The sequence below is a fragment of the Lysinibacillus xylanilyticus genome (assembly GCF_001183605.1).
In the GTDB taxonomy this organism is placed as follows: domain Bacteria; phylum Bacillota; class Bacilli; order Bacillales_A; family Planococcaceae; genus Lysinibacillus; species Lysinibacillus xylanilyticus.
The window spans coordinates 687,620-710,181 of sequence record NZ_LFXJ01000005.1 but is presented as its reverse complement, the minus strand read 5'-3'; the positions used below and the strand labels follow the sequence as shown (position 1 = coordinate 710,181).

General features: G+C 32.3%; 22 protein-coding genes and 3 pseudogenes. 8 read left to right on the top strand and 17 right to left on the bottom strand.

All coding sequences use genetic code 11. The features are described 5' to 3' along the window. Positions 1 to 9: 9 nt before the first annotated feature. Both ACZ11_RS06385 and ACZ11_RS06380 read right to left on the bottom strand, forming a co-directional pair. Complete coding sequence (locus tag ACZ11_RS06385) at positions 10 to 252, bottom strand: hypothetical protein (protein WP_049664590.1); 243 nt, start codon at positions 250 to 252, stop codon at positions 10 to 12. Positions 253 to 263: 11 nt separating this feature from the next. Continuing rightward, the gene (locus ACZ11_RS06380; protein ID WP_049664588.1) at positions 264 to 914 is read right to left on the bottom strand and encodes a copper amine oxidase N-terminal domain-containing protein; all 651 of its coding nucleotides are present in this window, start codon (positions 912 to 914) and stop codon (positions 264 to 266) included. 269 nt (positions 915 to 1,183) lie between these two features. Here ACZ11_RS06380 and ACZ11_RS06375 point away from each other — a divergent pair, with 269 nt between their 5' ends. The 3 genes from ACZ11_RS06375 (at position 1,184) to ACZ11_RS06365 (ending at position 2,651) form a co-directional block, all read left to right on the top strand. Continuing rightward, positions 1,184 to 1,651, top strand: a complete 468-nt coding sequence (locus ACZ11_RS06375; protein ID WP_049664587.1) for a LytTR family DNA-binding domain-containing protein — start codon at positions 1,184 to 1,186, stop codon at positions 1,649 to 1,651. Positions 1,652 to 1,732: 81 nt separating this feature from the next. After that, the gene (locus tag ACZ11_RS06370; protein ID WP_049664586.1) at positions 1,733 to 2,248 is read left to right on the top strand and encodes a DUF6622 family protein; all 516 of its coding nucleotides are present in this window, start codon (positions 1,733 to 1,735) and stop codon (positions 2,246 to 2,248) included. A gap of 16 nt (positions 2,249 to 2,264) precedes the next feature. Beyond that, a complete protein-coding gene (locus ACZ11_RS06365; protein ID WP_049664584.1) occupies positions 2,265 to 2,651 on the top strand; it encodes a DUF3021 family protein in 387 nt (128 codons plus the stop codon). Between the two features lie 106 nt (positions 2,652 to 2,757). Here ACZ11_RS06365 and ACZ11_RS06360 read toward each other — a convergent pair whose 3' ends face one another. From ACZ11_RS06360 to ACZ11_RS06315, 9 genes are all read right to left on the bottom strand, one after another. After that, positions 2,758 to 3,699 (bottom strand): DUF418 domain-containing protein, encoded by a 942-nt coding sequence (locus tag ACZ11_RS06360; protein ID WP_161804443.1) that lies wholly within the window; start codon positions 3,697 to 3,699, stop codon positions 2,758 to 2,760. A 411-nt stretch (positions 3,700 to 4,110) separates the two neighbouring features. Continuing rightward, the gene (locus ACZ11_RS06350) at positions 4,111 to 5,349 is read right to left on the bottom strand and encodes a sensor histidine kinase (RefSeq protein WP_201778500.1); all 1,239 of its coding nucleotides are present in this window, start codon (positions 5,347 to 5,349) and stop codon (positions 4,111 to 4,113) included. A gap of 1 nt (position 5,350) precedes the next feature. Further along, the gene (locus tag ACZ11_RS06345; protein ID WP_049664579.1) at positions 5,351 to 6,049 is read right to left on the bottom strand and encodes a response regulator transcription factor; all 699 of its coding nucleotides are present in this window, start codon (positions 6,047 to 6,049) and stop codon (positions 5,351 to 5,353) included. A gap of 85 nt (positions 6,050 to 6,134) precedes the next feature. Continuing rightward, entirely contained in the window at positions 6,135 to 8,111 is a 1,977-nt protein-coding gene (locus tag ACZ11_RS06340) for an ABC transporter permease (RefSeq protein WP_049664578.1), read from the bottom strand. A gap of 2 nt (positions 8,112 to 8,113) precedes the next feature. Next, entirely contained in the window at positions 8,114 to 8,821 is a 708-nt protein-coding gene (locus tag ACZ11_RS06335) for an ABC transporter ATP-binding protein (RefSeq protein WP_049664576.1), read from the bottom strand. Positions 8,822 to 9,178: 357 nt separating this feature from the next. After that, on the bottom strand, positions 9,179 to 9,850 hold the full coding sequence (locus tag ACZ11_RS06330; RefSeq protein WP_049664575.1) for a lipoprotein BA_5634 family protein: 672 nt from the start codon (positions 9,848 to 9,850) through the stop codon (positions 9,179 to 9,181). Positions 9,851 to 10,175: 325 nt separating this feature from the next. Beyond that, positions 10,176 to 11,003 carry a hypothetical protein gene (locus ACZ11_RS06325; protein ID WP_049667092.1) on the bottom strand — a complete coding sequence of 276 codons (828 nt, stop codon included), beginning with the start codon at positions 11,001 to 11,003 and terminating at the stop codon, positions 10,176 to 10,178. Between the two features lie 464 nt (positions 11,004 to 11,467). Beyond that, complete coding sequence (locus ACZ11_RS06320) at positions 11,468 to 11,965, bottom strand: DUF1062 domain-containing protein (protein WP_049664573.1); 498 nt, start codon at positions 11,963 to 11,965, stop codon at positions 11,468 to 11,470. Between the two features lie 348 nt (positions 11,966 to 12,313). Beyond that, entirely contained in the window at positions 12,314 to 13,324 is a 1,011-nt protein-coding gene (locus ACZ11_RS06315; protein WP_049664572.1) for a quinone oxidoreductase family protein, read from the bottom strand. A gap of 157 nt (positions 13,325 to 13,481) precedes the next feature. Between ACZ11_RS06315 and ACZ11_RS06310 the strand changes: the two genes are divergently transcribed. From ACZ11_RS06310 to ACZ11_RS25655, 3 genes and pseudogenes are all read left to right on the top strand, one after another. Continuing rightward, a complete protein-coding gene (locus ACZ11_RS06310; protein WP_049664570.1) occupies positions 13,482 to 13,988 on the top strand; it encodes a MarR family transcriptional regulator in 507 nt (168 codons plus the stop codon). A 186-nt stretch (positions 13,989 to 14,174) separates the two neighbouring features. Further along, entirely contained in the window at positions 14,175 to 14,294 is a 120-nt protein-coding gene (locus tag ACZ11_RS24965) for a YjcZ family sporulation protein (RefSeq protein WP_100543746.1), read from the top strand. 336 nt (positions 14,295 to 14,630) lie between these two features. Beyond that, positions 14,631 to 14,714 (top strand): annotated as a pseudogene (locus ACZ11_RS25655) (YjcZ family sporulation protein); the annotation flags it as partial. A gap of 267 nt (positions 14,715 to 14,981) precedes the next feature. On the opposite strand, the pseudogene ACZ11_RS06300 reads toward ACZ11_RS25655, so the two are convergent. The 3 genes and pseudogenes from ACZ11_RS06300 to ACZ11_RS06295 all read right to left on the bottom strand — a co-directional run. After that, positions 14,982 to 16,070 (bottom strand): annotated as a pseudogene (locus ACZ11_RS06300) (sensor histidine kinase); the annotation flags it as partial. Positions 16,071 to 16,138: 68 nt separating this feature from the next. Continuing rightward, a pseudogene (locus tag ACZ11_RS27445) lies at positions 16,139 to 16,442 on the bottom strand (two-component sensor histidine kinase); the annotation flags it as partial. Then, positions 16,435 to 17,097, bottom strand: coding sequence for a response regulator transcription factor (locus ACZ11_RS06295; RefSeq protein ID WP_049664565.1), 663 nt, complete (start codon positions 17,095 to 17,097; stop codon positions 16,435 to 16,437). The pseudogene ACZ11_RS27445 and the gene ACZ11_RS06295, both read right to left, overlap by 8 nt. A gap of 377 nt (positions 17,098 to 17,474) precedes the next feature. On the opposite strand from ACZ11_RS06295, the gene ACZ11_RS26900 reads away from it, so the two are divergent. Together ACZ11_RS26900 and ACZ11_RS06290 are read left to right on the top strand one after the other, a co-directional pair. Continuing rightward, positions 17,475 to 17,636, top strand: a complete 162-nt coding sequence (locus tag ACZ11_RS26900) for a hypothetical protein (RefSeq protein WP_236690794.1) — start codon at positions 17,475 to 17,477, stop codon at positions 17,634 to 17,636. A gap of 372 nt (positions 17,637 to 18,008) precedes the next feature. After that, positions 18,009 to 18,422 carry a hypothetical protein gene (locus tag ACZ11_RS06290; protein WP_049664564.1) on the top strand — a complete coding sequence of 138 codons (414 nt, stop codon included), beginning with the start codon at positions 18,009 to 18,011 and terminating at the stop codon, positions 18,420 to 18,422. Positions 18,423 to 18,777: 355 nt separating this feature from the next. Here ACZ11_RS06290 and ACZ11_RS06285 read toward each other — a convergent pair whose 3' ends face one another. From ACZ11_RS06285 to ACZ11_RS06275, 3 genes are read right to left on the bottom strand one after another with little or no spacing between them, the layout of a single operon-like run. Continuing rightward, positions 18,778 to 19,527 carry a lipoprotein BA_5634 family protein gene (locus ACZ11_RS06285; protein WP_049664563.1) on the bottom strand — a complete coding sequence of 250 codons (750 nt, stop codon included), beginning with the start codon at positions 19,525 to 19,527 and terminating at the stop codon, positions 18,778 to 18,780. Positions 19,528 to 19,560: 33 nt separating this feature from the next. After that, positions 19,561 to 21,510, bottom strand: a complete 1,950-nt coding sequence (locus ACZ11_RS06280) for an FtsX-like permease family protein (protein ID WP_049664561.1) — start codon at positions 21,508 to 21,510, stop codon at positions 19,561 to 19,563. After that, positions 21,500 to 22,255, bottom strand: a complete 756-nt coding sequence (locus ACZ11_RS06275) for an ABC transporter ATP-binding protein (protein ID WP_049664559.1) — start codon at positions 22,253 to 22,255, stop codon at positions 21,500 to 21,502. The genes ACZ11_RS06280 and ACZ11_RS06275 overlap by 11 nt, the downstream gene beginning before the upstream one ends. Positions 22,256 to 22,562 lie beyond the last annotated feature (307 nt).

The following is a 22,562-nucleotide window of genomic DNA, read 5'->3' as shown; positions in this document are numbered from 1 at the left end:
CCAACCCCATTAAGTTCTTTTCGTTTTGCGCTCGCTTTTGACAGCGGGTTGACTTGTAATTTCAAAGTTTGTCCAATCCAGTTGTACTAGTTCTTTTTCTTTTTTCGTCATATTTTCCTGATTTACTTCCTGAATATTATTTGTGCTTGTAGTTTCTGCTTCTGTTGGGCTGTTAATTTGGGTTAATAATGCTGCAGATAAAAGTATCCCTGACGCCCCTAAAACCCATTTTGCCTTTTTTGGATCTTTCATAGTGCTTCCCCCTAATTTGCAATTGGCTGGCATACAAATGTTTGATAATTTTCTTGCCACTCTGCTATATAACCTAAGCCATTCGTTATTGTACTAATAGGTACATATAACTCTTCATTTACATAAAATGCTTGTGCAGGAGTCGGTGTTTTCACATTGTTATCATAAACAACGTTAGTACCAGCACGGTAAATTAATTCATTTGTTTGATTTTGGATGGCTAAAATTTTACTTTCTTTATAAAAGGTTGCTTTTGCTCCTAAAACCTGCGCTACTGCTTTTCCTGGCACAAAAATTTCCCCATCTTTTGGTATAACAAAAAAGCTCAGCTCCTTCTTTGTACCTTCTACCTTTAACGTAACCTTTTGAGAGCTTGTGAAAGGTAGCACTTCTTTATCTGCAGCAACTGTTCGTGTCCAAATATTCCAAGTACCTTTTTCACTTACAGCTTCTTGAAAGTAGTAAGTTTCACCTTCTTCTTCATCGTCATCGTAATATTTCTCATCGTCATCATCATCGTCGTCTTTATAGTCCTTATATTCTTTATACTTTTCATGTTTTTTATCTTCATGTTCATGATCATCTGCATGTACGACTACGTCATTTGTTATGAAACTTGCCAATATGAGAACTAGAACAAGACTTATTTTTTTCACCTTCACCTACAACACTCCTTTCCTTTGACTTCATTGTAGGTTGTAAAAATGATACGAGACTGAATTTTTCAAACAAATTTTTACATATAACAAAAGCCATTTCTACGGTCAGATTTCTCCGCTTAGAAATGGCTTATTTCATAAATCTATTATTGTTTGACATTATCTTGGTAAAAACTATCCTACAATTAAAAAATTCAAAGTAATTTTGATATACTCTTTATATTCACCTTAAATTTCTAAGACTCAATTTTTGAAAGGAATATATACCTTAAATGAAGGTTAACATTAAAATTATTGAAAAACTTAAAGAAGAATCATGTACATTTAACATTCACAAAGTAACGTCCTTTATTCAAGATATCGTATCAACTCTTGAAAAAAGCACTGATAACTATTTAATAGCAAATTCTACATCGAAAAACGAACAAGAAAAAATACCCTATTCCAATATAATTTATTTAGAATATCTTGAACGAAAAATATTTATTTACACAAATGAAAGTATTTTTGAAATAAAAAGCCCTTTATACAAATTAGAACATGATCTTCCCAATAACTTCATCAGAATCTCAAAAACTGTCATTATCAATATTCATTTTATAAATAAATTTTCGGTTAAACCTAATGGTAATCTTGAAGCAATTCTCTCTAATGAAGAGAAAGTAATTGTGTCAAGAAAATATGTAACTTCTTTGAAAAAGACATTAACAGGATATTCCAAAAGTCCACTTATGTATTGATTTTCACCACATATGTTTATACGTATTTCTTTATTCCCTCTTTGATGCCATTATGAATAACATCAAAGGAGGCAATAAAGAATGTATAACATTATTAAAGAAGTACTTTTAGGAACGCCACTATGGGTGTGGATATTATTATTTATTTTAATAAAACGAGGTATCGCTATTTCCCAGGAAAGACCAATCAATTTATCTAAAATGTTTTTAGTTCCTATCATATTTATGCTATGGGGATTTGAAAAAATGATCACTCAATTTTCGCACTTAGAATTTTGTTTAATAAGCTATTTCTTTTTCATTTTTCCTGGAACTTTACTTGGTTATTTGTTGTATAAAAAATATCAAATTTTCTTCAAACAAGAATCAGTAATCATCAGAAAGAAATGCTATCTTCCATTAATCATTATCCTAATAAATTTTTTGGTGAAGTATCTCTTAAATGTAACTTTAGGCATCTCGCCATCATTTTATAATGACATTTCATTTAATATCATTTATTCTGCCATAAGTGGACTATCTATAGGACTTTTCTTCGGGGGAATTCTTTATACAAATTATGTGCAAAAGGAATTAAACAAACCTATCTTATATTGAGAGGAAGACATTTTCGTTGCAATTAAAAAATAGACTATTTTCAGGTTTAGGCACTGGTGCATTTATTTATATGATAGTTTTACTATCGAGAAAAAATATCATTTCTTCAGAAGCTGAGATTATTAGTGTGTTAATAATCTCAGCTTGCGCAGGTATTTTTACAATCATTTTTGACATTGAAAAAATTAACTATTTGTTTGCTTTAGTAATCCATTTTATCATGATGTTTCTAGTAGTCTTTTCTATATCTTTATATAACAATTGGTCAGATAATTTTCTAAGCATAGATTTTCTTGGTGGGTTTTTTGTACTCTATTTGTGTGCTTGGATCCTAACACTTACTAAGAGTAAAAAAGAGGCGAATGAACTTAATACCTTACTAAAACAGATAAGAAATTTTTAAAGTGGATGCATTGGGTCACATTTAGTCTAGTGATCCTTTAATGCCCTATCACGCAAGCAAATATATACGTTATTTTTACCAGCATATTTTCCGGTTATTAGGCAAGTTAAGTTTCATTAAAACTTTCTTTAATGATTTTTTTCTTATTCGGAACTTTAACCCAATAAGTGAAGCATCGTAATAACAATTCAACTGGTCCCATATTAAAATATTTTAACCAAACTATACTAAAAGTAATTAATAAAGCGTGGATTATGAAGCACACAATTAATGAATGAATAGGTGTAATACCAATTATGAGGCTAAATACAATAAGTAAGGCACTTTGCGCAAGATAATTTGTTAAGGACATTTGTCCATAATATTTTAATGGAGATAATATCATTTTTGCTCTATCCCATTGTAAAACAATAAGAAGACCACTAATCATCATAAAAGGAACAATATAATCTTCTAGTATTTCAGTTCCTGCAGGAGTAATGTCAATTGACATCTTTACATAAAATAAAAACACGTAAGTACAAATATTTACTATTAAAAAGATCGAAATATATTTTAATTTCCCATGGATATTTTCAAAAAATTGAAATTGGCCCATCGTAAAACCTAGCATCATTAGCGCAAACCATTTACTAATGTTGGATAATAAATCTAGCCATATTATTCTCTCGCCATAAAACGGTTGATAAAAAGCTGTAACTATAGATAATGCTATTAGTGTAATCGTTACTATGAAGTTATTCCATTTACCTCTTTTGAAAAATATTGCCATAAACAGACCAAGTACAGCATACACCGTTAATACATCATTAATCCCTGGCGGTGCATAAAATGTATGGATCAGTCCTAGCACAAATAAAAAACCGATTCTGCGGAAATACAAAAGGTATCTATTGTTTAGTTTTTGCTTGGATCTATTCATAAAAAGATAACAGCCAAATCCAAACAAGAAGAATAAAATGGGATAAAATTTCCTGTTAAAAATAGAAAATAATACACTGTGTAATTCATTATTAGACAAATTATCCATAACCTGAAAACTATTCACCAGAAGTACCCCCAACAAAGCAAACCCACGTAAGTAATCCATAGTGTCTATTCTTGCATACGTATTTAATTTATTCATTCAGAATCTCCTAGTAGAAAATTTTATTTTTTAGCATTAATACAAAAAAAGCTATTTCTTTTTCACTTTGCCAGCTCCTTATTTTTAATACTTTAAACATAAACGTTTTCTTTTTATAAATGAATGACTGTCCCCTTACAATATGACTTTTAATCTTACTAAATTGTAAATTTACGCATGTGATTGCTACTCTTGCCATTTAAGATTTTAATTTCCTAAATATCAAAAAAGTCATCCTTTCTAATCAATCTAAATTAGAAAAGATGACACTATTTATGAATCTTTCGTTTTAAATAAATCCTCTTACTTTTATTGACTTTTATATCATACATTCTAGAATTTAATGAAGGTAATCGTAAATTTTGTATAGGCATTTTTCTCACTTTCAACTTTAATCAAGGCTTGATGCTCTTCAATAATCGCTTTTGTTAACGCCAAACCAATCCCTGTCGAATCATGTTTTTTAGAACTACTTGCTTTGTAGAATCGATTAAAGATATGTGGCAATTCCTCAAGTGCAATCCCCTCTCCAAAGTCTTGAATCACAAGTTCCGTATAAATGGGTGTATCTTTGAGTTGAAGTGTAATTTTATCACCATGCTTGGAATGCTCAATCGCATTCTTTAGCAAGTTCATCAAAGCCTCTTGCATCCATAATTTATCGTGGACAACCACTATTTCCTTCGGTTCATCCCAGTCAATTGACAATTCCTTTTCATTGATCATATTGTCTAAACGATTCAAAACTTCATTAATGGTCTCCACAAAGTTTAAAGGTTCTTTATCAAATGAAATAGCTCTAGCATCAATTTTCGCTACTTTTAATAAGTTTTGAATCAAGACATTCATTCTGGTGATTTGAACTTCATTATTTTGCAATAATTGAACTTGCTGCTGACGGGGCAAGTCTTCATTCAATAGCAATTCATTGTAGATGGATATAGTCGAAAGTGGTGTTTTTAATTGGTGGGATATGTCTTGTAGTATTTGACCTAAAAACTTCTTCTCTTCAAGCAAATCACTCATGCTTTTTCTAATAATATCTTTCATGGAACGCAATGAAACCACCAGTTTGGCAATATCTCCTTCTTTATTTTCGTTTATTGTAACCGAGTAATCCCCTTCGATTATTTTTTTTGCAGTCGAAGTAAGTTGTTTGATTTTATTGAAGAAAATAGTGTATTGTATGTAGTTTGCCAAAAACAATATACATCCAAGAAAAATCAATCCCAAAAAAATTGACTGATTATGGCTAAAAATATGGTTATTTAAAAGTGGAAAAAACTCTGTTTCCAAATCTTCATATACTCCATATTGTCTAAAGATTTCTCTTCCTTTTTCCTGATACGTATTAGAATCTGAAGAATTGCTTGTTAAGACTTTCATAATTTCTGCTTCATTCTCAGGATTTTGTTCAACCAATCTGGCGGTAATTTCCCCCCAGGTTGCAATAGAATCACTTTTTAAATGATCGTAAAATAGTTGGTGTGTCATAAACTGGTAGATCATAAATAGAAAAAACAAAGTGAACATTACAATCATATAGCCTTTTATCTCGGTATTTTTTATCATGTTACTGTTTGCTCACATCCTTGTCCCAGCGATATCCTAGTCCTCTTTGGGTGATGATAAACTGTGGACTTTTTGGATTATCTTCAATTTTGTCTCTTAAACGCATTATATATACAGATAACGTATTTTCATCAAAGAAAACTTCATCACCTTCCGTGATTTTCTGAAGAATTTCATCTCTTTTTAATACTTTGTAAGCATTTTGCATAAAAGTTAACAGAAGCTTATATTCTAAATTCGTTAATGGGACAATTTCTTGATTTTTATAAACCTTGACTTGGTTCATATCAATTTTTAAATTCTCAGATGTTAAAATCAATGAAGCTTCTTCTAACTTAGTTTGTTTACGCAATTGCACTCTTACCCTCGACATAAGTTCTCTAACTCGAAAAGGTTTTGTCATATAATCGTCCCCACCGATATCTAGCCCCATTACTACATTCGCTTCTTCATCTAGAGCGGTTAAAAAAATGATAGAAATGGCATCGTTTTGTTTTTTAAAGTGCAGACATAGATCGTAGCCATTTCCATCTGGAAGATTGATATCTAATATGGCCAACTTAAAAATAGTATGATCATACTGGTTTCTCGCTTCTTTTACACTTGAGGCTCTAATCACCTCATAACCTTCATTTTTCAATGAAAACTCGATAGCTAAACCAAGAGCCTCATCATCCTCAACCAGCAATATTTTATTCAAATATATCCTCTCCTTCCTCTCACTCTATATTAGCAGTTAGCACCAAATCAGAATAGCCTGACTATAAATAGCCAGGCCTTTCGTATTATTCTTCCCTTATCGTATCTATAATATTATCCTGATGGATTCTTCGTAGTGGTAGAAAAACAGATAAATAACTTATTAACAAAGCGGCAGCGAACGTAATGAAACAAGCCTCATAGGGAATCGTCCATGCAACCTTTAAGACACCGGAAGCAGCCAAATAAATAATATATGAAAGTATACAGCCGAAGAAAATGCCCTGTAAACTTCCAGAAAAACCGTAAATCAGTGCTTCATAGATAATCATTTTTTTCAAATCCCTTTGAGACATGCCTATGGATTTTAATGCAGCCAGTTCTTTTCGTCTTATCATGATGCTTATAGTAATCGTATTGAGGATATTTAAACTGCCAATTAAAGCAATGACCACAATAAAAGCATAGACAAGAATTTTGGTCATGAGAACGGATTCCATCTTGACTTTATTCTCTTCAAAGTGATTAACCACTGTAATGGCGTGTTTATGTCCAATAGTCTTCTGGATGTCCTCAACAGTCGCGCGAGATTGAGTTGTATCCTCCAATTCAATTTTAAAACTTGAATCCTGTTCGTAAACTTTGGAGATATTTTGATTCAACTTTAACTGATCCATAATTTGTTGGTCCTCAGAAGAAACATGGTTATCATCCAGATCGATTGTAAGATCCGATTTAGTGGAAGAATCGTTCATAAACTTGGATGAAAATGCGATATCCATCAACGATGAAAAAGTAATAAACAATACACTGCTTATAATAATTGATAAAATGGTAACGAAATAACGATTTTTATTTCTTTTCACATTTTTCAAGGCCATGCTTAAGGGGAAAGATAAAGGTTTTCTCAGAGCGGTATTTTTTTGTTTTTTGATTGCCTCTTTTTTAATTGACAGTCTGCTGCTGATTGCTAGCAATGGAGATATTTTGCCTGCAAAAAAAGCAGGGTAATAACTAGACGCTAAAACAGCTATCAGGGTAAGAAGCGAACTGATTAATATGATCTTCCAATCGACATTGAATATCGAAATATTCTGACCATCTGATAGTACAATCAAGAAAATGGTTTGGAGAATAGCAAGTGCCAATAAGCTACATACAATTCCAATTGGTATAGCGATGAAAGCCAGCACAACAGCTTCTTTCATAACAATTTGTCTAATTTGCTTTCGCGTAGCACCGATGCTTCTCAACAAGCCAAACTGCTTCATCCGCTCTACGACACTAATTTGAAAAGCGTTATAAATGACAACTATTGTAGATATGACAACTATACTGACAACAATAACAAGAATGGCTAGGAGCGATTGATCTGACTCCGGTTTCAAAGCTTGAATTAATTGAGTATTAATATCAATGTTATTGTCTTCCGTCATTAATTTTAGTTCGTCTAAAACCTCGTTAAAGTTTGCTTTCTCGTTAATTTCAATTAATATCCTTCCTTCTCCAATAGCAAATTTACTTTTATATGTTAATAATCGTCCCTCTTTATTTTTCTGTGTAAACTCACTATTATTCAGTAAACCAACTAGTTGATATGTTTTCCCTTCCAGTTCAAATGAATCACCGATTTGAAGATCTTTTTTTATATAAGGGAGTACCCAAGGATCGACAGCTGCTTCATGATCATTAGTTGGTAATTTGCCATCAAGAAGGCTATAGGTTAAATATTTTAAGGCGTGATGATCCGCGAAATTCATTTGCACAGAAACATCTCCAACTGGAACGATGTCTCCCTGAGACATTAAACCAAACGATTCAATTTGGGGATTAAATTTGATTTTATTTAATATCTTTTCATCGTAATCTGATATACCAACATGAAAAGACACTCCGTTTAACTTCTTGATGTTCTCAATTTGGGAAAGTTGTGATCCTTTCATAAAGAGGCCAATCGTTGAAATTAGCGCTACAGAGAGTACGATTCCAACCAAGGTCAAGATGGTTCGTTTCATATTCTTCTTTAAATACCTGGTACCTAATTGCTTATAACTATTAATCAAGATCATTGTCCTCCAGTCTGAGACTTTTTCTCTGTCAGCCGCTGATCAGAAATGATTTCACCGTCTTGTATTGTGATGATCCGATCCGAAGCCGATGCTATAGTTAGATCGTGAGTAATCATGACAATGGTTTGATTGTATTTTTTTGCTGTGAATCTTAATAAATCCATAACTTCTTTCGTATTACGAGTATCCAAATTACCTGTGGGCTCATCAGCAAGAATCAAATGAGGACGATTAATAAGCGCCCTTCCAATAGAAACCCGTTGCTGTTGCCCTCCAGATAATTCGGAAGGCAAGTGATTCTTACGTTCTTGAAGCCCTAAGATATTAGTAATTTCATTTAGATACTCTATATCTATAGATTCACTATCCAATAACGTAGGTAAAGCAATATTTTCCTGGACATTTAATACTGGTATCAAATTAAAGAATTGAAAAATAAACCCGACTTTTCTTCTTCTAAAGATGGAAAGCTCATCATCTGTATATTTATAAATATCATTGTCCCCAATGAATACATTTCCTGAACTAGGACGATCCAAACCACCTAAAATATGCAGCAGTGTACTTTTTCCAGAACCTGAAGCACCGACGATTGAAACAAACTCACCTTGCTGAATAGAAAGATCAATTCCTTTTAATGCATCTACCCTGTTATTGCCTTCACCATAACTTTTCACTACATTTTCCATTCGTACAACTTCCATATGACCCATCCTCTCATCAATCAATTATGCCTTGGTATAATTGTAGCTGTCGCGCAGAAAACATTTGTAGCTGTCGCTTTGCTTTCGCTACAGATAAACAATGCGTCCGGAATCGGCTTTGTGCTTAGGCCTGCACGAGGGCCGACACAATGTCGGTCATTTCGGTAATGCGACAGGACCTGGCGTTTTTACCGATGCTGGTCAGTTAGCCGTTATCGCATGGATGCGATGATTTTAGGCTAACATCCTTTAAGAACTCATTTCCGATTCTGTGTCATCCGCCGAAGGCTTTAACATCTTTCAGCAGCTGACGCTTCGCTTTCGCTACAGAAATTAATTGCTGAAAGAAGTTAAGACTTAATCTTGTATGTCTACAAAATTTACTTTGTCTTCGCTATCTGAATAGACGCCCTTTATTTCCTTGAAAACTTGGTTTGTCTTTTCTTTATCTTTATAATCAAATTTGCTACCACTATTTAACTGAAACAATGTGATAATAGACTCTGGATCAGTTAATTCATCATAAGTTTGGTCATTTAGAATAACAAGGTCCATGGGAATATATCCGACCCATGCTTGATGTTTAACATAATGTACAGGTATCATTTGTCCATTCAATTCGATTTTGTGATCAACCATATCTTTATCGTCAAAAGAATAGAGCAGATTCAGTGAGCCGTTTAATTCTTTAATTTCATAAACAGGTTCTGAAATGATAGACAAACTATTTGGGTCTTTTCTTGCTCTAATAATTCCTTTCTTAACAAATTGTTCAGCAGTAGTTTTGTTAATTACTGCATACTTTAAATTTGATTCGCCTTTTTTTGTTACTATGAACTTCATTTTGTAGTCGACAGTTTGTTTGGTTTTATTTTTATACAACTGCTTAACTTTATTGACTTCTTTTTCTGTGCCGATCACTAAAAGGCCATTTACCGATTGTGGTGGACCTTCAATAAAACGTTTTACTCCAAATCCTATACCAATAAAAATGGCGATAACTAAAACTATGCCTATAATTTTTTTCATTTTATTTCTCCTTATTTACTTGATGTCTAAATTATAGACTAGATATTCTTTATATTTGAATAACGGTTGTCTAACTATTTATCCTCTATTCTTACTCATTAGTAAGAATAAATATTTTCTATGTATATTAGATGTGCTTTGTATGTACTAACAACCTAAAACGGCTAAAAAGTATTACTAATAACCAAACTGCAAATGGAAAAAAACTCCATTTTGAAAAAATTTAATCAAAATGGAGTTTTATTAAATTTTCATAAACTGACTTCATTTTCAATTTACAGCATTTTCAACAAGTGGCTCATAGTATCACTCTATTTTGAATTCGTTAATGGTAAAAGCCTGTGGCAATTTCAAGTGCTTTTAGTGGCTCTTTGATTGAATCAAGCGTATAGACAAGTTTTTCGTCCTGCCAAACAATTATATTTCCTGATTTATAAACATCTAAGCGTGCAAAACCATTTTGTTTTGGAATAGGAAGCATATGTGTTTCTAGAAATTGGACTGCCTGTTTAGCAAGCTTCAAGCCCGCTTCTGGATTTTCTGTTCGTGTATGTGTCGCTAATGCCCATCTTCCCTCATTCCAACCAGTCCATAACGAACCAGCTCCAGCATCCTGATAACCTTTAATGTTATAGCCAAGATCAACCTTTTGACCACCATTTTGACTAAAGTTCTGATATGAAATTTGCTCATTTGCTTCTTTAGCATTTGGATATTGCTTTACTACTAGTCTTGCAATAATCGTAGCTGTCTGTGAATTTTTAAGCTTCATATCATTGATTGGCAAAACCTCTTTACTTTCAAAAAACAGTACTTCAACTTGGTTAGTTTCTGCCTTAGTTGTTGCCGTTAAAAATGTACCTTTTGTTATCGGAAGCCCTTTTGGTAAAATGATAGGTAATTTAGTTTGAAGCTGGTCCTTAATATTTTTTAGTGCCCCAGCTTGTGTATTAGATGCTACTGTATTTCCCGTATTTGTTTTGGGCGGATCCTGTTGATTTTCATGTGATTCATGTTCTTCATCTTGTGACTTAATCGGCACATTCGGTTGTTGTGCTTCTTGTGATTTGTTCGGCACAGGTTCTTCTTTATCAGTGCAAGCACTTATTATACTGAAACTTAAAAGCATGAAGGTGAAAAGTATTTTTTTCATGATATTAGCTCCCTTTATTTTTTTCCTATCCTTAATCAACTGAATTTTTTTGTTAATTAAGCTCATTAATTCAGGCATATCGTAATCTTTATACTTCAAGGCAATAAAACCCTATATTTTCCATTTTTAAACCACAAAGAGCAGCTTTGTCATTGATTAATCTGTAAAATACCAAAGTTGTTAAAATTCATTACAATCCACATATTCGCCTCCTAAAATTATGATTCGGTTATTAGACGTGAATTTATCATCTTAGTTTCATCGTTTTTCAAAAAAATCCAATTAAAGGGTGTTGGACGCTACCATACAGGTATAAAGATTTTTAGTTGCTGAAAGAAGTTAAAACTACAACTTTTTTATGGGTTGCTCTTTTTATAACATGTGAGTTTCTCCCTCCCTCAAACAAAAAGGTCGCAACCGTGTAAGGAATGTCTCCCTTCACCATGTTGCGACCTTGAAGTTATTTAGTCAATGAAAATTGAAATTCGTTCACCCTTGGACAATTTTGCGCTAGGTTTAATGATTTGATCATTTAATTGAATCGTTCCTTTTTCAATTTTTTTGATGATCTTTGATCGACTCCAATCTTCAATTTGGATTGCAAGCACTTTATCAATTCGATGTTTTCCAATCACATCATCTAATACAATGTGTATCACCTTTATTCCTTGTTCTACTAAGCTGATTATCGGAATCGTAGATAATATTGAAGTTTCTTCTTTCTGCTCCTCAACTTCAGTAACATGCTCTGAGAATGTTTTATAAATAGCGAGCTTTTTATTCCACGTATGATTTTTTTCACATTTATATATTGCATATTGATATATATTTTTTCCGTTTGAGTTATGTCTTCGTACATTTGTATCCGTAAAAACAGATAATTTCCCACACATTTTGCAGTGCTTCTTGACAGTTCGTTCTGGTATTTGTGAAAGCTTCCATCGGAATGTAATATTTAACATTAATCCTTCACCTCTTAAGTAAAGGTACGCAAGCATCTATTTGGATATTTCGTAGTACAATGTAAAATTTATAGTATAAATAAAAAAGGAGGTCCTAAACAAGGACCTCCTGACGCATTGAGACTACAGGGTTGCTCGGTTCCTTTGTAATGAGAAAAATGGGCATACTACCCCCTTGAAAAAAACATTGTTTTTTTGAGGGCAATGCTATCCAATTTATTGATCATTACAAAGTAAATGTTGGCATACGTGTTCTCCTGTACCCTTTCCATCCAAATAGATTTATCCTATATTACCATATAATTACATCAAAATACAAATGGAATACCCTATTTCGTTATATATTACTTAAGGCTTTAACAAAATTCGCCCAACCGAGTTTCTATCTTCCATTTTAGAATGTGCCTTAGCTACATCTTTTAAGGGATACACATGGTCTATTTTTATTGAAAAACCGTCATTTGCTACCCACTTTTGGAAATTCTCCATAAATTCGGGCCAATATTTCATATACGGAAGTCCATTTGTTCTTGTTAAAAATAGAGAACCTTTTTCCTGAAGTTTCATTAAATCAAATGGCGGAACATATCCACTTGACTGACCATACATCACTAGATAACCTCCTAAACCAAGACTATTCAAATTTGAATCAAAGGTATCCTTTCCAACCCCGTCATAAACTACACGGACACCCTCTCCATTTGTTATTTCTCTAACTCTCTCAGGAATGTTCTCTTTTGAGGAAATCAAAACGATATCTGCACCAGCTTCAAGCACAAATTTCGCCTTTTCTTCTTTTGATGTTACACCGATTACTTTTCCTCCTCGAAGCTTCGCCATTTGGCATATTAAACTTCCAAGTCCGCCAGCTGCTGCTTGAATTAAACACCATTCCCCTTCTTGAATAGGATAAGCTTTATGTGTAAAGGCATAGGCCAAAAATCCCTGTGTCAGTCCCGCTGCTGCTTGTTGATCAGGAATATCTATATTTATTGGAATCATTCTCTTTGCTGAAGAAATTACATGGGTTGCATAGGTTCCCACGCCTCCACAGATTACCCTATCTCCAGGTTTTAAATGGTCTACATTTTCACCTACAGCTTCAACAACACCCATACATTGACTACCAATCGTAATCGGCAGGTTATTATTTAAACCTGCTTCCTTTCCGTAAAATTTTTGCTTTACCAGGTCACCCCGTCGCATCTGAATATCAAGGAAATTCACAGAGGCAAACTTTACTTTGACGAGCGCCTCATCTTTACCTATTTCAGGGATATCAAGCCATTCTAACTGCATTTTTTCAGGACCCCCATATTCATAAATACGAACGACTTGCATCTTTTCTTGATCTCTCATTTTATCCTCTCCCCCATATTGTTTCCTAGAAACCATATTACCACTTTATGAATCAATGTCAATATTGTTTCCAAGAAACTTTGTGAGATTGCTTTTTTCTTGTATACTATAGAAACAGGCATATTTCTTAATAAATTTATGAAAAGGTGAATAAACGATGTACGAAAATACAGAAAAGGATGCTCTTGTTTTTCAAATCATTAAATTAACAGAGCAAATTTCGAAAAGATTTGCAGACGGAGATGACGAGGAAAAACAATGGATGGCCCAAAAGATTAAAAATCCAATTTTAAGACAACTTTTGCCGAATATAACTATAATGATGTTACATGTTTTAGAAGCAGTTGGAAAATTCGGGCCCGTCAATGGCATTACAATCTCCAAAGAAATGGAAATTCCAAAAGGAACTGTTTCAAAAATTACGCGCAAGTTAGAAAGTTTGAACCTCATAAGAAAAGAGCAATTGCCCGATAATAAAAAGGAAATTCTCTTTTCTATTACGCCACTCGGATATGAATTGTTTGAGGTTCACAAGGACCTCCATGAGCATATAGAAAAGAATGTAATTCATTTTTTAAATAAATACCACTCTAATGAATTGGATTTTTTAACTAGAGTTTTAGAAGACGTCTTAAATCAATCATTGGTTCAATTAGAGGAATAAATATCCCCGACTTACCTTCCCTACGGCTACCAGAAACGATTAAACGGCTTGAGTCCTTTAGCATTCAGATCTCAAGCCGCTTAAAAGGAGGAACCCACCCTAATCAAAAAAATTTAAAATTAGATAATTACCTCCTTCACTTTCTACATCGATACATATTATAAATATTGAAAGGAGGAATACATCATGGGATACTATTATGGCGGCTGTGGTGGCAATAGCGGCTATGGCGGCGGCTCAACATTCGTTCTAATTGTCGTTCTATTTATACTTTTAATTATTGTCGGCGCTACTTTCATGTATTAGTAAACCTTTTTTGTTCACAACAATGAAAAAAATAGGATATAACAAATGAACCTAACGCCTCCTTATTCTAGGATCACTTTTATTAAAGTGATCCTTTTAACTTTAACCTGCTACATATAATTTGAATTGAGATACAAATCTATCCTGCTGCTCTTTTTTGAAATCACATTGTTATTGCATCCATTATCATTAACCAATTATTAATCGTCATCATTCCTCTTTTATAAAAATGCTTAACATTATATAGATAATTATCAATATCACTTTCGATTACTATGCATAGTATAAATTATGAGTTAGGAAGTTACTATGACTCATTAATATGGTAGTGGTTATGGTACTAGTTCAGCATTCGCGCTAATTGTTGTTCTATCCATTCCTCTAATTATTGTTGGCACTAGTTTATTAAGGGTTTATTAATACCCAAAACCGCCACTAATGCTCATAACTATTGTAAGGTTACCGACTTAACCTTACACTTCTAAATCTTTACTAAGGGTCACTATCCTCCGGTGACCCTTTTAATATTTCTACTTTCAATGTCATACTTATAATCACTATCGCTGTCAGAAACGATTAAACGGCTTGAGTCCTTAAAAATAGGACTCAAGCCGTTTAAAACATTATTATTATTTCCGTTGTGTAATGAAGCAGTAAAGCGCCTGATTATGATGAAAGAAAATTCCTCTATTTACGTTTATCGACGAAACAAGGTATATGAACTAAAAATTGAACGCCATTTTCGATATTAGTTATTGAATAAGTAACAGATAGAGATTCAAAAATTTGTTTTACAATATATAGACCTAGCCCACTTCCACCAGTATTGCGATTTCTTGACTTTTCGATTCGATAAAATGGCTCGAATAATTGTTGGATTTCTTCTTCTTTAATGTTAACACCTGTATTAATCACTTTTATTTCAATCTGACTTTCTTTTGAAAGCTCAGTTACCTCTATAAACACTGTTTCTCCTTGCGGTGAATAAGTAATCGCATTATGAATTATATTTTTCAAGGCTTTTTCTAATAAGTCCCGATCTGTATCTACATTCATGTAAGGAGAAATTTGTGTTATTATCTGAATATCTTTTTGAGAAGCAAAATAACCTAGATCTTTCGTTATTGTATCCAATAATTCTAAAAGATTGACTTCTTCCAATTCCAGTTTAAAGGTATCTTGTTCTAGTTTAGACATACTTAAAATTTCCCGAACCAATTGCTCCATACTTTCGATTATTTTGTGGTTTTTTTCTAAATAGAGATCACGATTTTGATAAGGACCGATATTATAAATCATTCCTTCTAAATATCCTTTCATTACAGTGAGAGGCGTTTTTAATTCATGTGCAACAGTTGCGAAAAATTCCCTACGTTTTGTTTCAATTTTCCTCTCTCTTTCAATATCATCTTTTAATTGCTCATTTGCCTTTTGTAAATCGATCATAGTCCGTTGCAAATTATTCGACATTTCATTCAAGCTATTGGATAATTCCTCTAATTCGTCATTTGAACGAACTACGATGTTTTCAGAAAAATCTAGGTTTGCCATCTTTTGCGCGCCCTCATTTATATAAATGAGCGGTTTTGTAATGAACCTTGAATATAAATAGGCACTCCCCAATCCAATAACTACTACAATGATACTTATAAAAGGTAGAAAACGTACTAAGACCTGCGACGCTTCATCAATAGGTTGAAATGTCGCCATTACAGTAACCATCAAATTACCTTCATCTAGAAATTGAATCGGCAAAGTAACAAAATATGCATTCCTAGGAGTTTCATTCTGTATTAATGCAGTTTTTGCAGGAGCATACGATGATTGCGAAATTCCCTGCATCAAAAAATTAGGCGAATATATAATAGTTCCTTCTTTAGTTTGTAGGTAAATGAAGGCATTGTTATTTTTGATATAGTCGTCAAAAAGCGGTTTCGCACTTGTTAATGTTAAATTCTTAGAATTATGGATTATTTCCTCTATTCCTGATTGCAGCTGATTAGTTTTATATTGTTCATAAAAAGTTGGAAGGAAGAAGTATAAAGTTAAATATATTAAGACTGCAAAAGATAACAATATGAGAGAAGTAATCATAAAGAGTTTATAGGTTATTTTTTTCATCTTCATGATGTTGACAATCCTATTCATCGATTTTGTATCCAATACCCTTTACTGTTTTAATATAGGGTATATTTAATTTTTTTCTTAAATTTTTTATATGTGTATCAATCATTCGTGTTTCTCCTGCATAATCATATCCCCAAATTTTTTCAATGATGATTTCTCTAGTAAGCACCTTTTTTTCATTATGAAGTAGTAGTTGTAGAATTTCGAACTCTTTTGTTGTTAATGGTACTTCAATCTTATTTACAAAAGCTTTATATCCATCACGATCGACATTTAGTTCGTTAAAACTTAAATGATTCTCCTTATTATTACTATAACTTCTTCTTAGAATCGCTTGTACTCGTCTAATCAACACATGAAATGAAAATGGTTTTGTTATATAATCGTCAATCCCTAAATCAAAGCCTTTCATTTGATCTTGTTCCTCTTCTAAAGCGGTTAACATAATAATTGGTATACTTGACTCACTGCGAATCATTTTGGCAACTTCAAATCCGTTAAGGTTAGGCATCATTACATCAAGAAGAATTAAATCAAAGGCTTGAGTATTAAATCGTTTCATTCCCTCTAAACCATCTGATGCAACCTCTATAGTATAATTTTGTGTCATTAAAAACTGTTTAATTAATTCTTGAATCTCTAAATCGTCTTCTACTACAAGAATATGATAGTTCATCGATATATCCCCCTCGCAGTAATTATAACCTTTCAATCTGTAGTTTATGTGAAGATACCTCATCTTCCCTTTTATAACCTCAACTATCATCTAATTCATAAAGATAATTTTCGTTCCGACAAAAAGGCATTTAACAAAAGTTTTGTTTTTCGGTAACTTCAATGAGTGCACAATACTCGAAGGAAAACTTTGGCTTCAATTTCTCTACATAAACACTTCAATATCTCCACATAGACACCATATTGGTCATGTACATTAGTTGTTAGGAAGAAAATTAATTCTATTAGATGTGTACTTTCAATAGAATAAAGCGTCTAGAGATTTATATGTCTATACAGCTGTTTTCTTTCAACTTACTCAACTAAGGAGAAGGTTTTATGTATAATATTAATCTACGTCCATTGTTGTTATTGGCCGTATTTATGTTGCTATTGTGTTCGTGTTTAACATTCGTATCCCTTAAAGCGTTAGGAGCAGAGGAGATCTTCTTTAAGTGTATGAAGTCACTTGTTAGTAGGGCAATGATTAAAATTTCTTAAAAGTATTTTTCAATATGATTAATAATAAGAATCCATTTTTAAAAAAGATGGATTCTTATTTTGTCGTTTAAAGATTTATTTGTAAAATTAATATTCTACTTATGATGGCTAACAACTTCATTCTTTAGCTCAAGTTTTTTACTCATCCCCCTTCATTCTTTTTACTGTCCAGTTTATATGGAGATACTGCGAGGTTTATCTAGAGAAATACGAGAGTTTAAGTGAATATTTTGGGAGAAACGATTATATATAATAAAAGTAGCAAAAACTAAAAGAGTGCAAGAGTTAAAGATTACTACCGAAGTCAAAGGTAGTTTCTTATTAAGATAACGGTGAAATTTAGTCTATAAGAAATAATAAGGGGGAAACGGGTTGAAAAAAATAATACTATTTTTTTCTCTATTAGCTGTAATGTTAGTTACTTCGGGTTGTTTGAATGAAATGGTGGGGCAAAAAATAACAGTGCAGAAACGAACTGGTGAAGAAAATATTTTTGAAGACTACAAAGAAGTCAATCAAAAAAAACAGGTGGAAAAAGCGTATGGGATAGTTAAGAATGCTAATTGGGAAAATACAAAAGTAGAATTGGCACGCTATGCTGACTACCAATTTCAATTTCCATTTAAGAACAGTAGCGAAAACAAAATAGCCTCTTATTTACTTTGGATTACCCCGAATGGTGAAAATTTAGAAATTGTTACGGATACAAATAAGTACGTGAAATTAACAAAGCAAGATTCAGCAGATCTATATGAAATTTTAACTGGAGAAGAATTAATACAGTAATTAGAAAAAGAATTTAGAGGTAGATATTCAATGGTAGCAGGCGGAAACACTATCTCCAACTTACAAGGAATACTTAATTCCAAATGCGCCTATCTAGGTAATTAAAGATAGTGATACTTTCTCAACAAAAATCCCTCTAATAGCTGCACCAGCAGCCATTGTCAATTACTTTTGACCCGCTTATTTAGATAACAGAAGTAATATAGCTAATACACTATAATTTTACATAACATCAGAAAAAGGCAGTAGGAGAAGGGACAACCTTGTCATTACTGCCATTGTAAGTTTTCTTAATAAGAGCAGTCTAAGCTCTTGAAGAATATGATTTATGAAATCGATTCATATAGAATAAAAATTATTTTTCAGAAATATTCACAAAACTGACTGCACTTATTTCATCAGCATTCAAAGTTTTTTGCATATTGCCTATTTCCTTTTGTAATTCTGGGTCTTTCCCTGAAGTTACTAAATTAAGATTACCAAAAGATTTATCAAAAGATAAAAATAGTCTTGTACTTTCTTTTGTATTTATTTCTTTATATAATATATCATCTACAATTAATAGGATAGAATTGGATCCGCCACGAGAAGGCGATAACCAAACGTCTCCTTTGTATTGAACATTCATTTTTTTGCCCTCGAATGTTATCTCTCGTGAGTCTTTATATTCTTTATTTGCAAATAAGATCGTTTCACCTTTCCCCATTTTGGGTAACGAATCAAGAGGGACTGAAGATACGACTCCTTCTTTATTATCTCTCTCACGTACTAGTCCCTTTTTTGCCATCTTTTCTGCAGTAGTTTTACTTATAAATAATAAATTACTAGGAGTATCTGCTTCAGAATCCCCAAATCTTGTCGGGAGCTTTATGTCGAGTTTATTATTATCTATAGACCCTTCTTTCATTTTATATAGGTCTTGTGATATGGTTATATCTTTGTAAAAGTTTATTATAGTATTTTTCGTTTGTTCATTTAACTGTTCTACCTTGATTGAAAGCCCATTCGCAGGGGAGTTTTTTGTACCAAAAAATGAAAATGCTCCTACACCTATAGCAGTAATGGAAATACCCGCTGCTATTAATAATCCTATCCTTTTTTTCATCCCGTATTCTCCTCATATATTATTATTGATATATTAAATGATAACTTTATACATTTTTTTTAAGTATTGAGCACGTACAAAGTAAAAGTATATAATTTGCATAATTAAAAAAGAAATTAATACTACAACTGAACTACCCAATATAGAAAAATAAACCAATTTTTGCAAAGCCATAAAAGCAACAATACTATGTGTTATAGCTATTAAAATTGGTAAAAAGAATAATAATGCAAGTTGACATGATATAATTTTCTTTAACTCCGGTTTACTTAAACCAACTTTTGTTATCATTTTATATTGTTGCTGATTTTGTTCTAGGTCTGTGTATAATCGGAAATATAAAAAGCTCGCTGCAAAGGTAAAAAAAACTATTCCTATTAATATACTCATGATGGATACAAGTCCAAAAAGTTGCTTATTCGCTATCCATGTAGAAATTAAAGATGAAAATGTATAATCGTTGTATCCTAAAGATTCACTTGTGCCCTCGCTATCTTTCTGTAAAGCGGTTATTATTTTTTCAGAAACCTCTTTCGTTTTTATCCAATCTTTTATTATAAACCCATTGATAAAAGATTGATCAACATCAATTTGATCATACAGAGTATCTGGGACAACAATTGTAGTCATATCCATATCCTGTATCTTATGTGGTTCCAGTATTTTAATTACATTTATATTTTTCTTTATACCTCCATACGATATCTGAAACTTTGTTTGATTAGGTTTTGTATTAGCAATTTTTCTTGGAGGTATGACAAAGCTACTGTTTTCATCTTTTAAACTTTCTCCCTCATAACCGAACATCTTAGCTAACTTATTATAATCACTTAATTTTATAAAGTTCGATAAATAATTCCTGTTATAGAAGGTATCTCCAATCTGTTTTTTTGCATAAGATACCTGTTGATAATCAAAACCTGCATTTTTAAGTTCTTTTTCTATTATTTGTAGATGTTCTTTTTCTAAATCGTTAGTATTTTTGGTATCATATGAAAATGCAAAAGGACTATAAGCTTCAGCCATGGATGAATTGCCTACTCCCATACAAGTTCCTATGGAAGTAAAGGCAACTGCAGAAATAATAGAAACCATGAAAAATACTTTTGCATTATCTTTTAATTGATATACTAAATCTGAAATGGTTAGTAAATTTGTTTTCTTAAAGAAAATATTTTCTTTTTTCTTTAATGTACGTAGCACGTACACACTGAGCTGTGTAAATAAAAAGTATGTCCCAAGTACAACAAGGCCCACTCCTGCAGCCATCATGAATAAAACATAATTAGGATCTTTGTTCTGAACTGCTTTAACACTATGAAAAACAGCCGTATATCCTAATCCGATGGAGATAGGTGCGAATAGGGATAACCAAAATGATGATTTTGGTTCAGGCTTAGGCTTTTCTTCCGTTTTTATTAATTCTACTAATTGTTCCACTTTTACCATTCGAGAAGTGAAAAGTGAAATAAACAAGAATAATATAAAGAAAGTTCCAAATGTTATTCCAATTGCTTTATAGGGTACGTAAAATGGGAGTCCTTCTTCAATAAGTAACACACTGTTACTCATAATTAAAATAAACTTTGAGAATATTATCCCCATTGTTATCCCTGTAAAAATAGAAGCTATACCTATTATTAAGTTTTCAATAAATATCAACTTATTCAATTGAGAACGTGACATCCCAAGTAACATAAAAATTCCAAAATCTTTTTTTCTTGTCTTTAAAAATGCACTTACAGAATATAGAATAAAGAAGAATGAAAAGAAAAATATTAATCCCTGTGATATCCTTAATCCTGACTTTGCAAATGTATTGATTGTTACACTCGAAGCAATTTCACCTTGTAAATTAGGATGAAATGCAAGTAATGCATAAGCAAAGAAAATCATAATAGCAAACGCACTACTTAAAAAATGAGCAAAATATGTTCGCTTACTTCGAATAATGTTATTTAGCGCGAATTGTCTAAAATTCATTTGCATTCCCCCCTAATAATGCTAGAACATCTAGGATTTTGCGATAAAATACTTTGCGATTGTCTCCACAATAAATCTCATTATATAAATGTCCATCTTTGATAAACACGATTCGATCACAATAACTCGCAGCCATTGGATCATGTGTCACTAACATCATCGTTGTTTCATTTTCTTTATTAAGCCTTGTCAATAGTTCCATCACATCAAAAGCAGATTTTGAATCCAGATTTCCTGTCGGCTCATCAGCGAGTAATAATTTTGGATTATGGATGGTAGCACGTGCGATAGCTGTTCTTTGCGCTTGTCCACCAGAAATTTCATAGGTACGTTTATCTAATATTTCGGTTATCCCTAATTTTTCAGCAATAGCAACTAGTTTTTCGTTCATTTCATGATGACTTACACCATCAAGGGTAAGTGGAAGAACAATATTTTCTTTCACTGTTAATGTTTTAACGAGATTAAATGATTGAAAAACAAACCCTAACTCCCGTCTTCGAAATAAAGCCAACTCATCAGGAATCAACAAATATGGGTTTTCTCCATGAATTAAAACTTCACCAGATGTTGGAGCATCAATAGTAGAAACCATATTTAATAACGTTGTTTTACCACTTCCGGAAGGGCCCATAATTCCAACAAATTCCCCCTTGTTTATTTTTAAATCGATATGAGATAGTGCTGTATAAGAAATTTGCCCCTGATAAACTTTCCCCAAATTTGAAACATTTAGTATCTCCATAAATACTCACCTTCCATTTCTCTTTTGAATTTAGTTTAAACTATATATACTTTGGCTCCTATCGATTTATCGAACATGAATCTAACACGTCTGTTATATTAAAAAGAAAAAAAGATGAATTATTTTCATTATTTAACGAGGACCAGGACCATACAAGAAATCTATTTTAACTTAATCATCCCCAACTCATAATAAAACTAAGCTTAATAAAAGAATCTTTAAAAACGAATTTCATATATCTTCGACTATCTAAATAATAGTATCCTTTTTTGATCTAAATTAAGTTTGCTAAGTTAATACTTACATT

Coding starts and splice junctions, on each gene's coding strand:
- ACZ11_RS06330 (WP_049664575.1), bottom strand. CDS start 9,850: ATGAAAAAAATTATAGGCATAGTTTTAGTTATCGCCATTTTTATTGGT.
- ACZ11_RS06295 (WP_049664565.1), bottom strand. CDS start 17,097: ATGAACTATCATATTCTTGTAGTAGAAGACGATTTAGAGATTCAAGAA.
- ACZ11_RS26900 (WP_236690794.1), top strand. CDS start 17,475: ATGTATAATATTAATCTACGTCCATTGTTGTTATTGGCCGTATTTATG.
- ACZ11_RS06315 (WP_049664572.1), bottom strand. CDS start 13,324: ATGAGAGATCAAGAAAAGATGCAAGTCGTTCGTATTTATGAATATGGG.
- ACZ11_RS24965 (WP_100543746.1), top strand. CDS start 14,175: ATGGGATACTATTATGGCGGCTGTGGTGGCAATAGCGGCTATGGCGGC.
- ACZ11_RS06370 (WP_049664586.1), top strand. CDS start 1,733: ATGTATAACATTATTAAAGAAGTACTTTTAGGAACGCCACTATGGGTG.
- ACZ11_RS06350 (WP_201778500.1), bottom strand. CDS start 5,349: ATGATAAAAAATACCGAGATAAAAGGCTATATGATTGTAATGTTCACT.
- ACZ11_RS06320 (WP_049664573.1), bottom strand. CDS start 11,965: ATGTTAAATATTACATTCCGATGGAAGCTTTCACAAATACCAGAACGA.
- ACZ11_RS06385 (WP_049664590.1), bottom strand. CDS start 252: ATGAAAGATCCAAAAAAGGCAAAATGGGTTTTAGGGGCGTCAGGGATA.
- ACZ11_RS06285 (WP_049664563.1), bottom strand. CDS start 19,527: ATGAAAAAAAGGATAGGATTATTAATAGCAGCGGGTATTTCCATTACT.
- ACZ11_RS06375 (WP_049664587.1), top strand. CDS start 1,184: ATGAAGGTTAACATTAAAATTATTGAAAAACTTAAAGAAGAATCATGT.
- ACZ11_RS06280 (WP_049664561.1), bottom strand. CDS start 21,510: ATGAATTTTAGACAATTCGCGCTAAATAACATTATTCGAAGTAAGCGA.
- ACZ11_RS06275 (WP_049664559.1), bottom strand. CDS start 22,255: ATGGAGATACTAAATGTTTCAAATTTGGGGAAAGTTTATCAGGGGCAA.
- ACZ11_RS06335 (WP_049664576.1), bottom strand. CDS start 8,821: ATGGAAGTTGTACGAATGGAAAATGTAGTGAAAAGTTATGGTGAAGGC.
- ACZ11_RS06310 (WP_049664570.1), top strand. CDS start 13,482: ATGTACGAAAATACAGAAAAGGATGCTCTTGTTTTTCAAATCATTAAA.
- ACZ11_RS06325 (WP_049667092.1), bottom strand. CDS start 11,003: ATGAAAAAAATACTTTTCACCTTCATGCTTTTAAGTTTCAGTATAATA.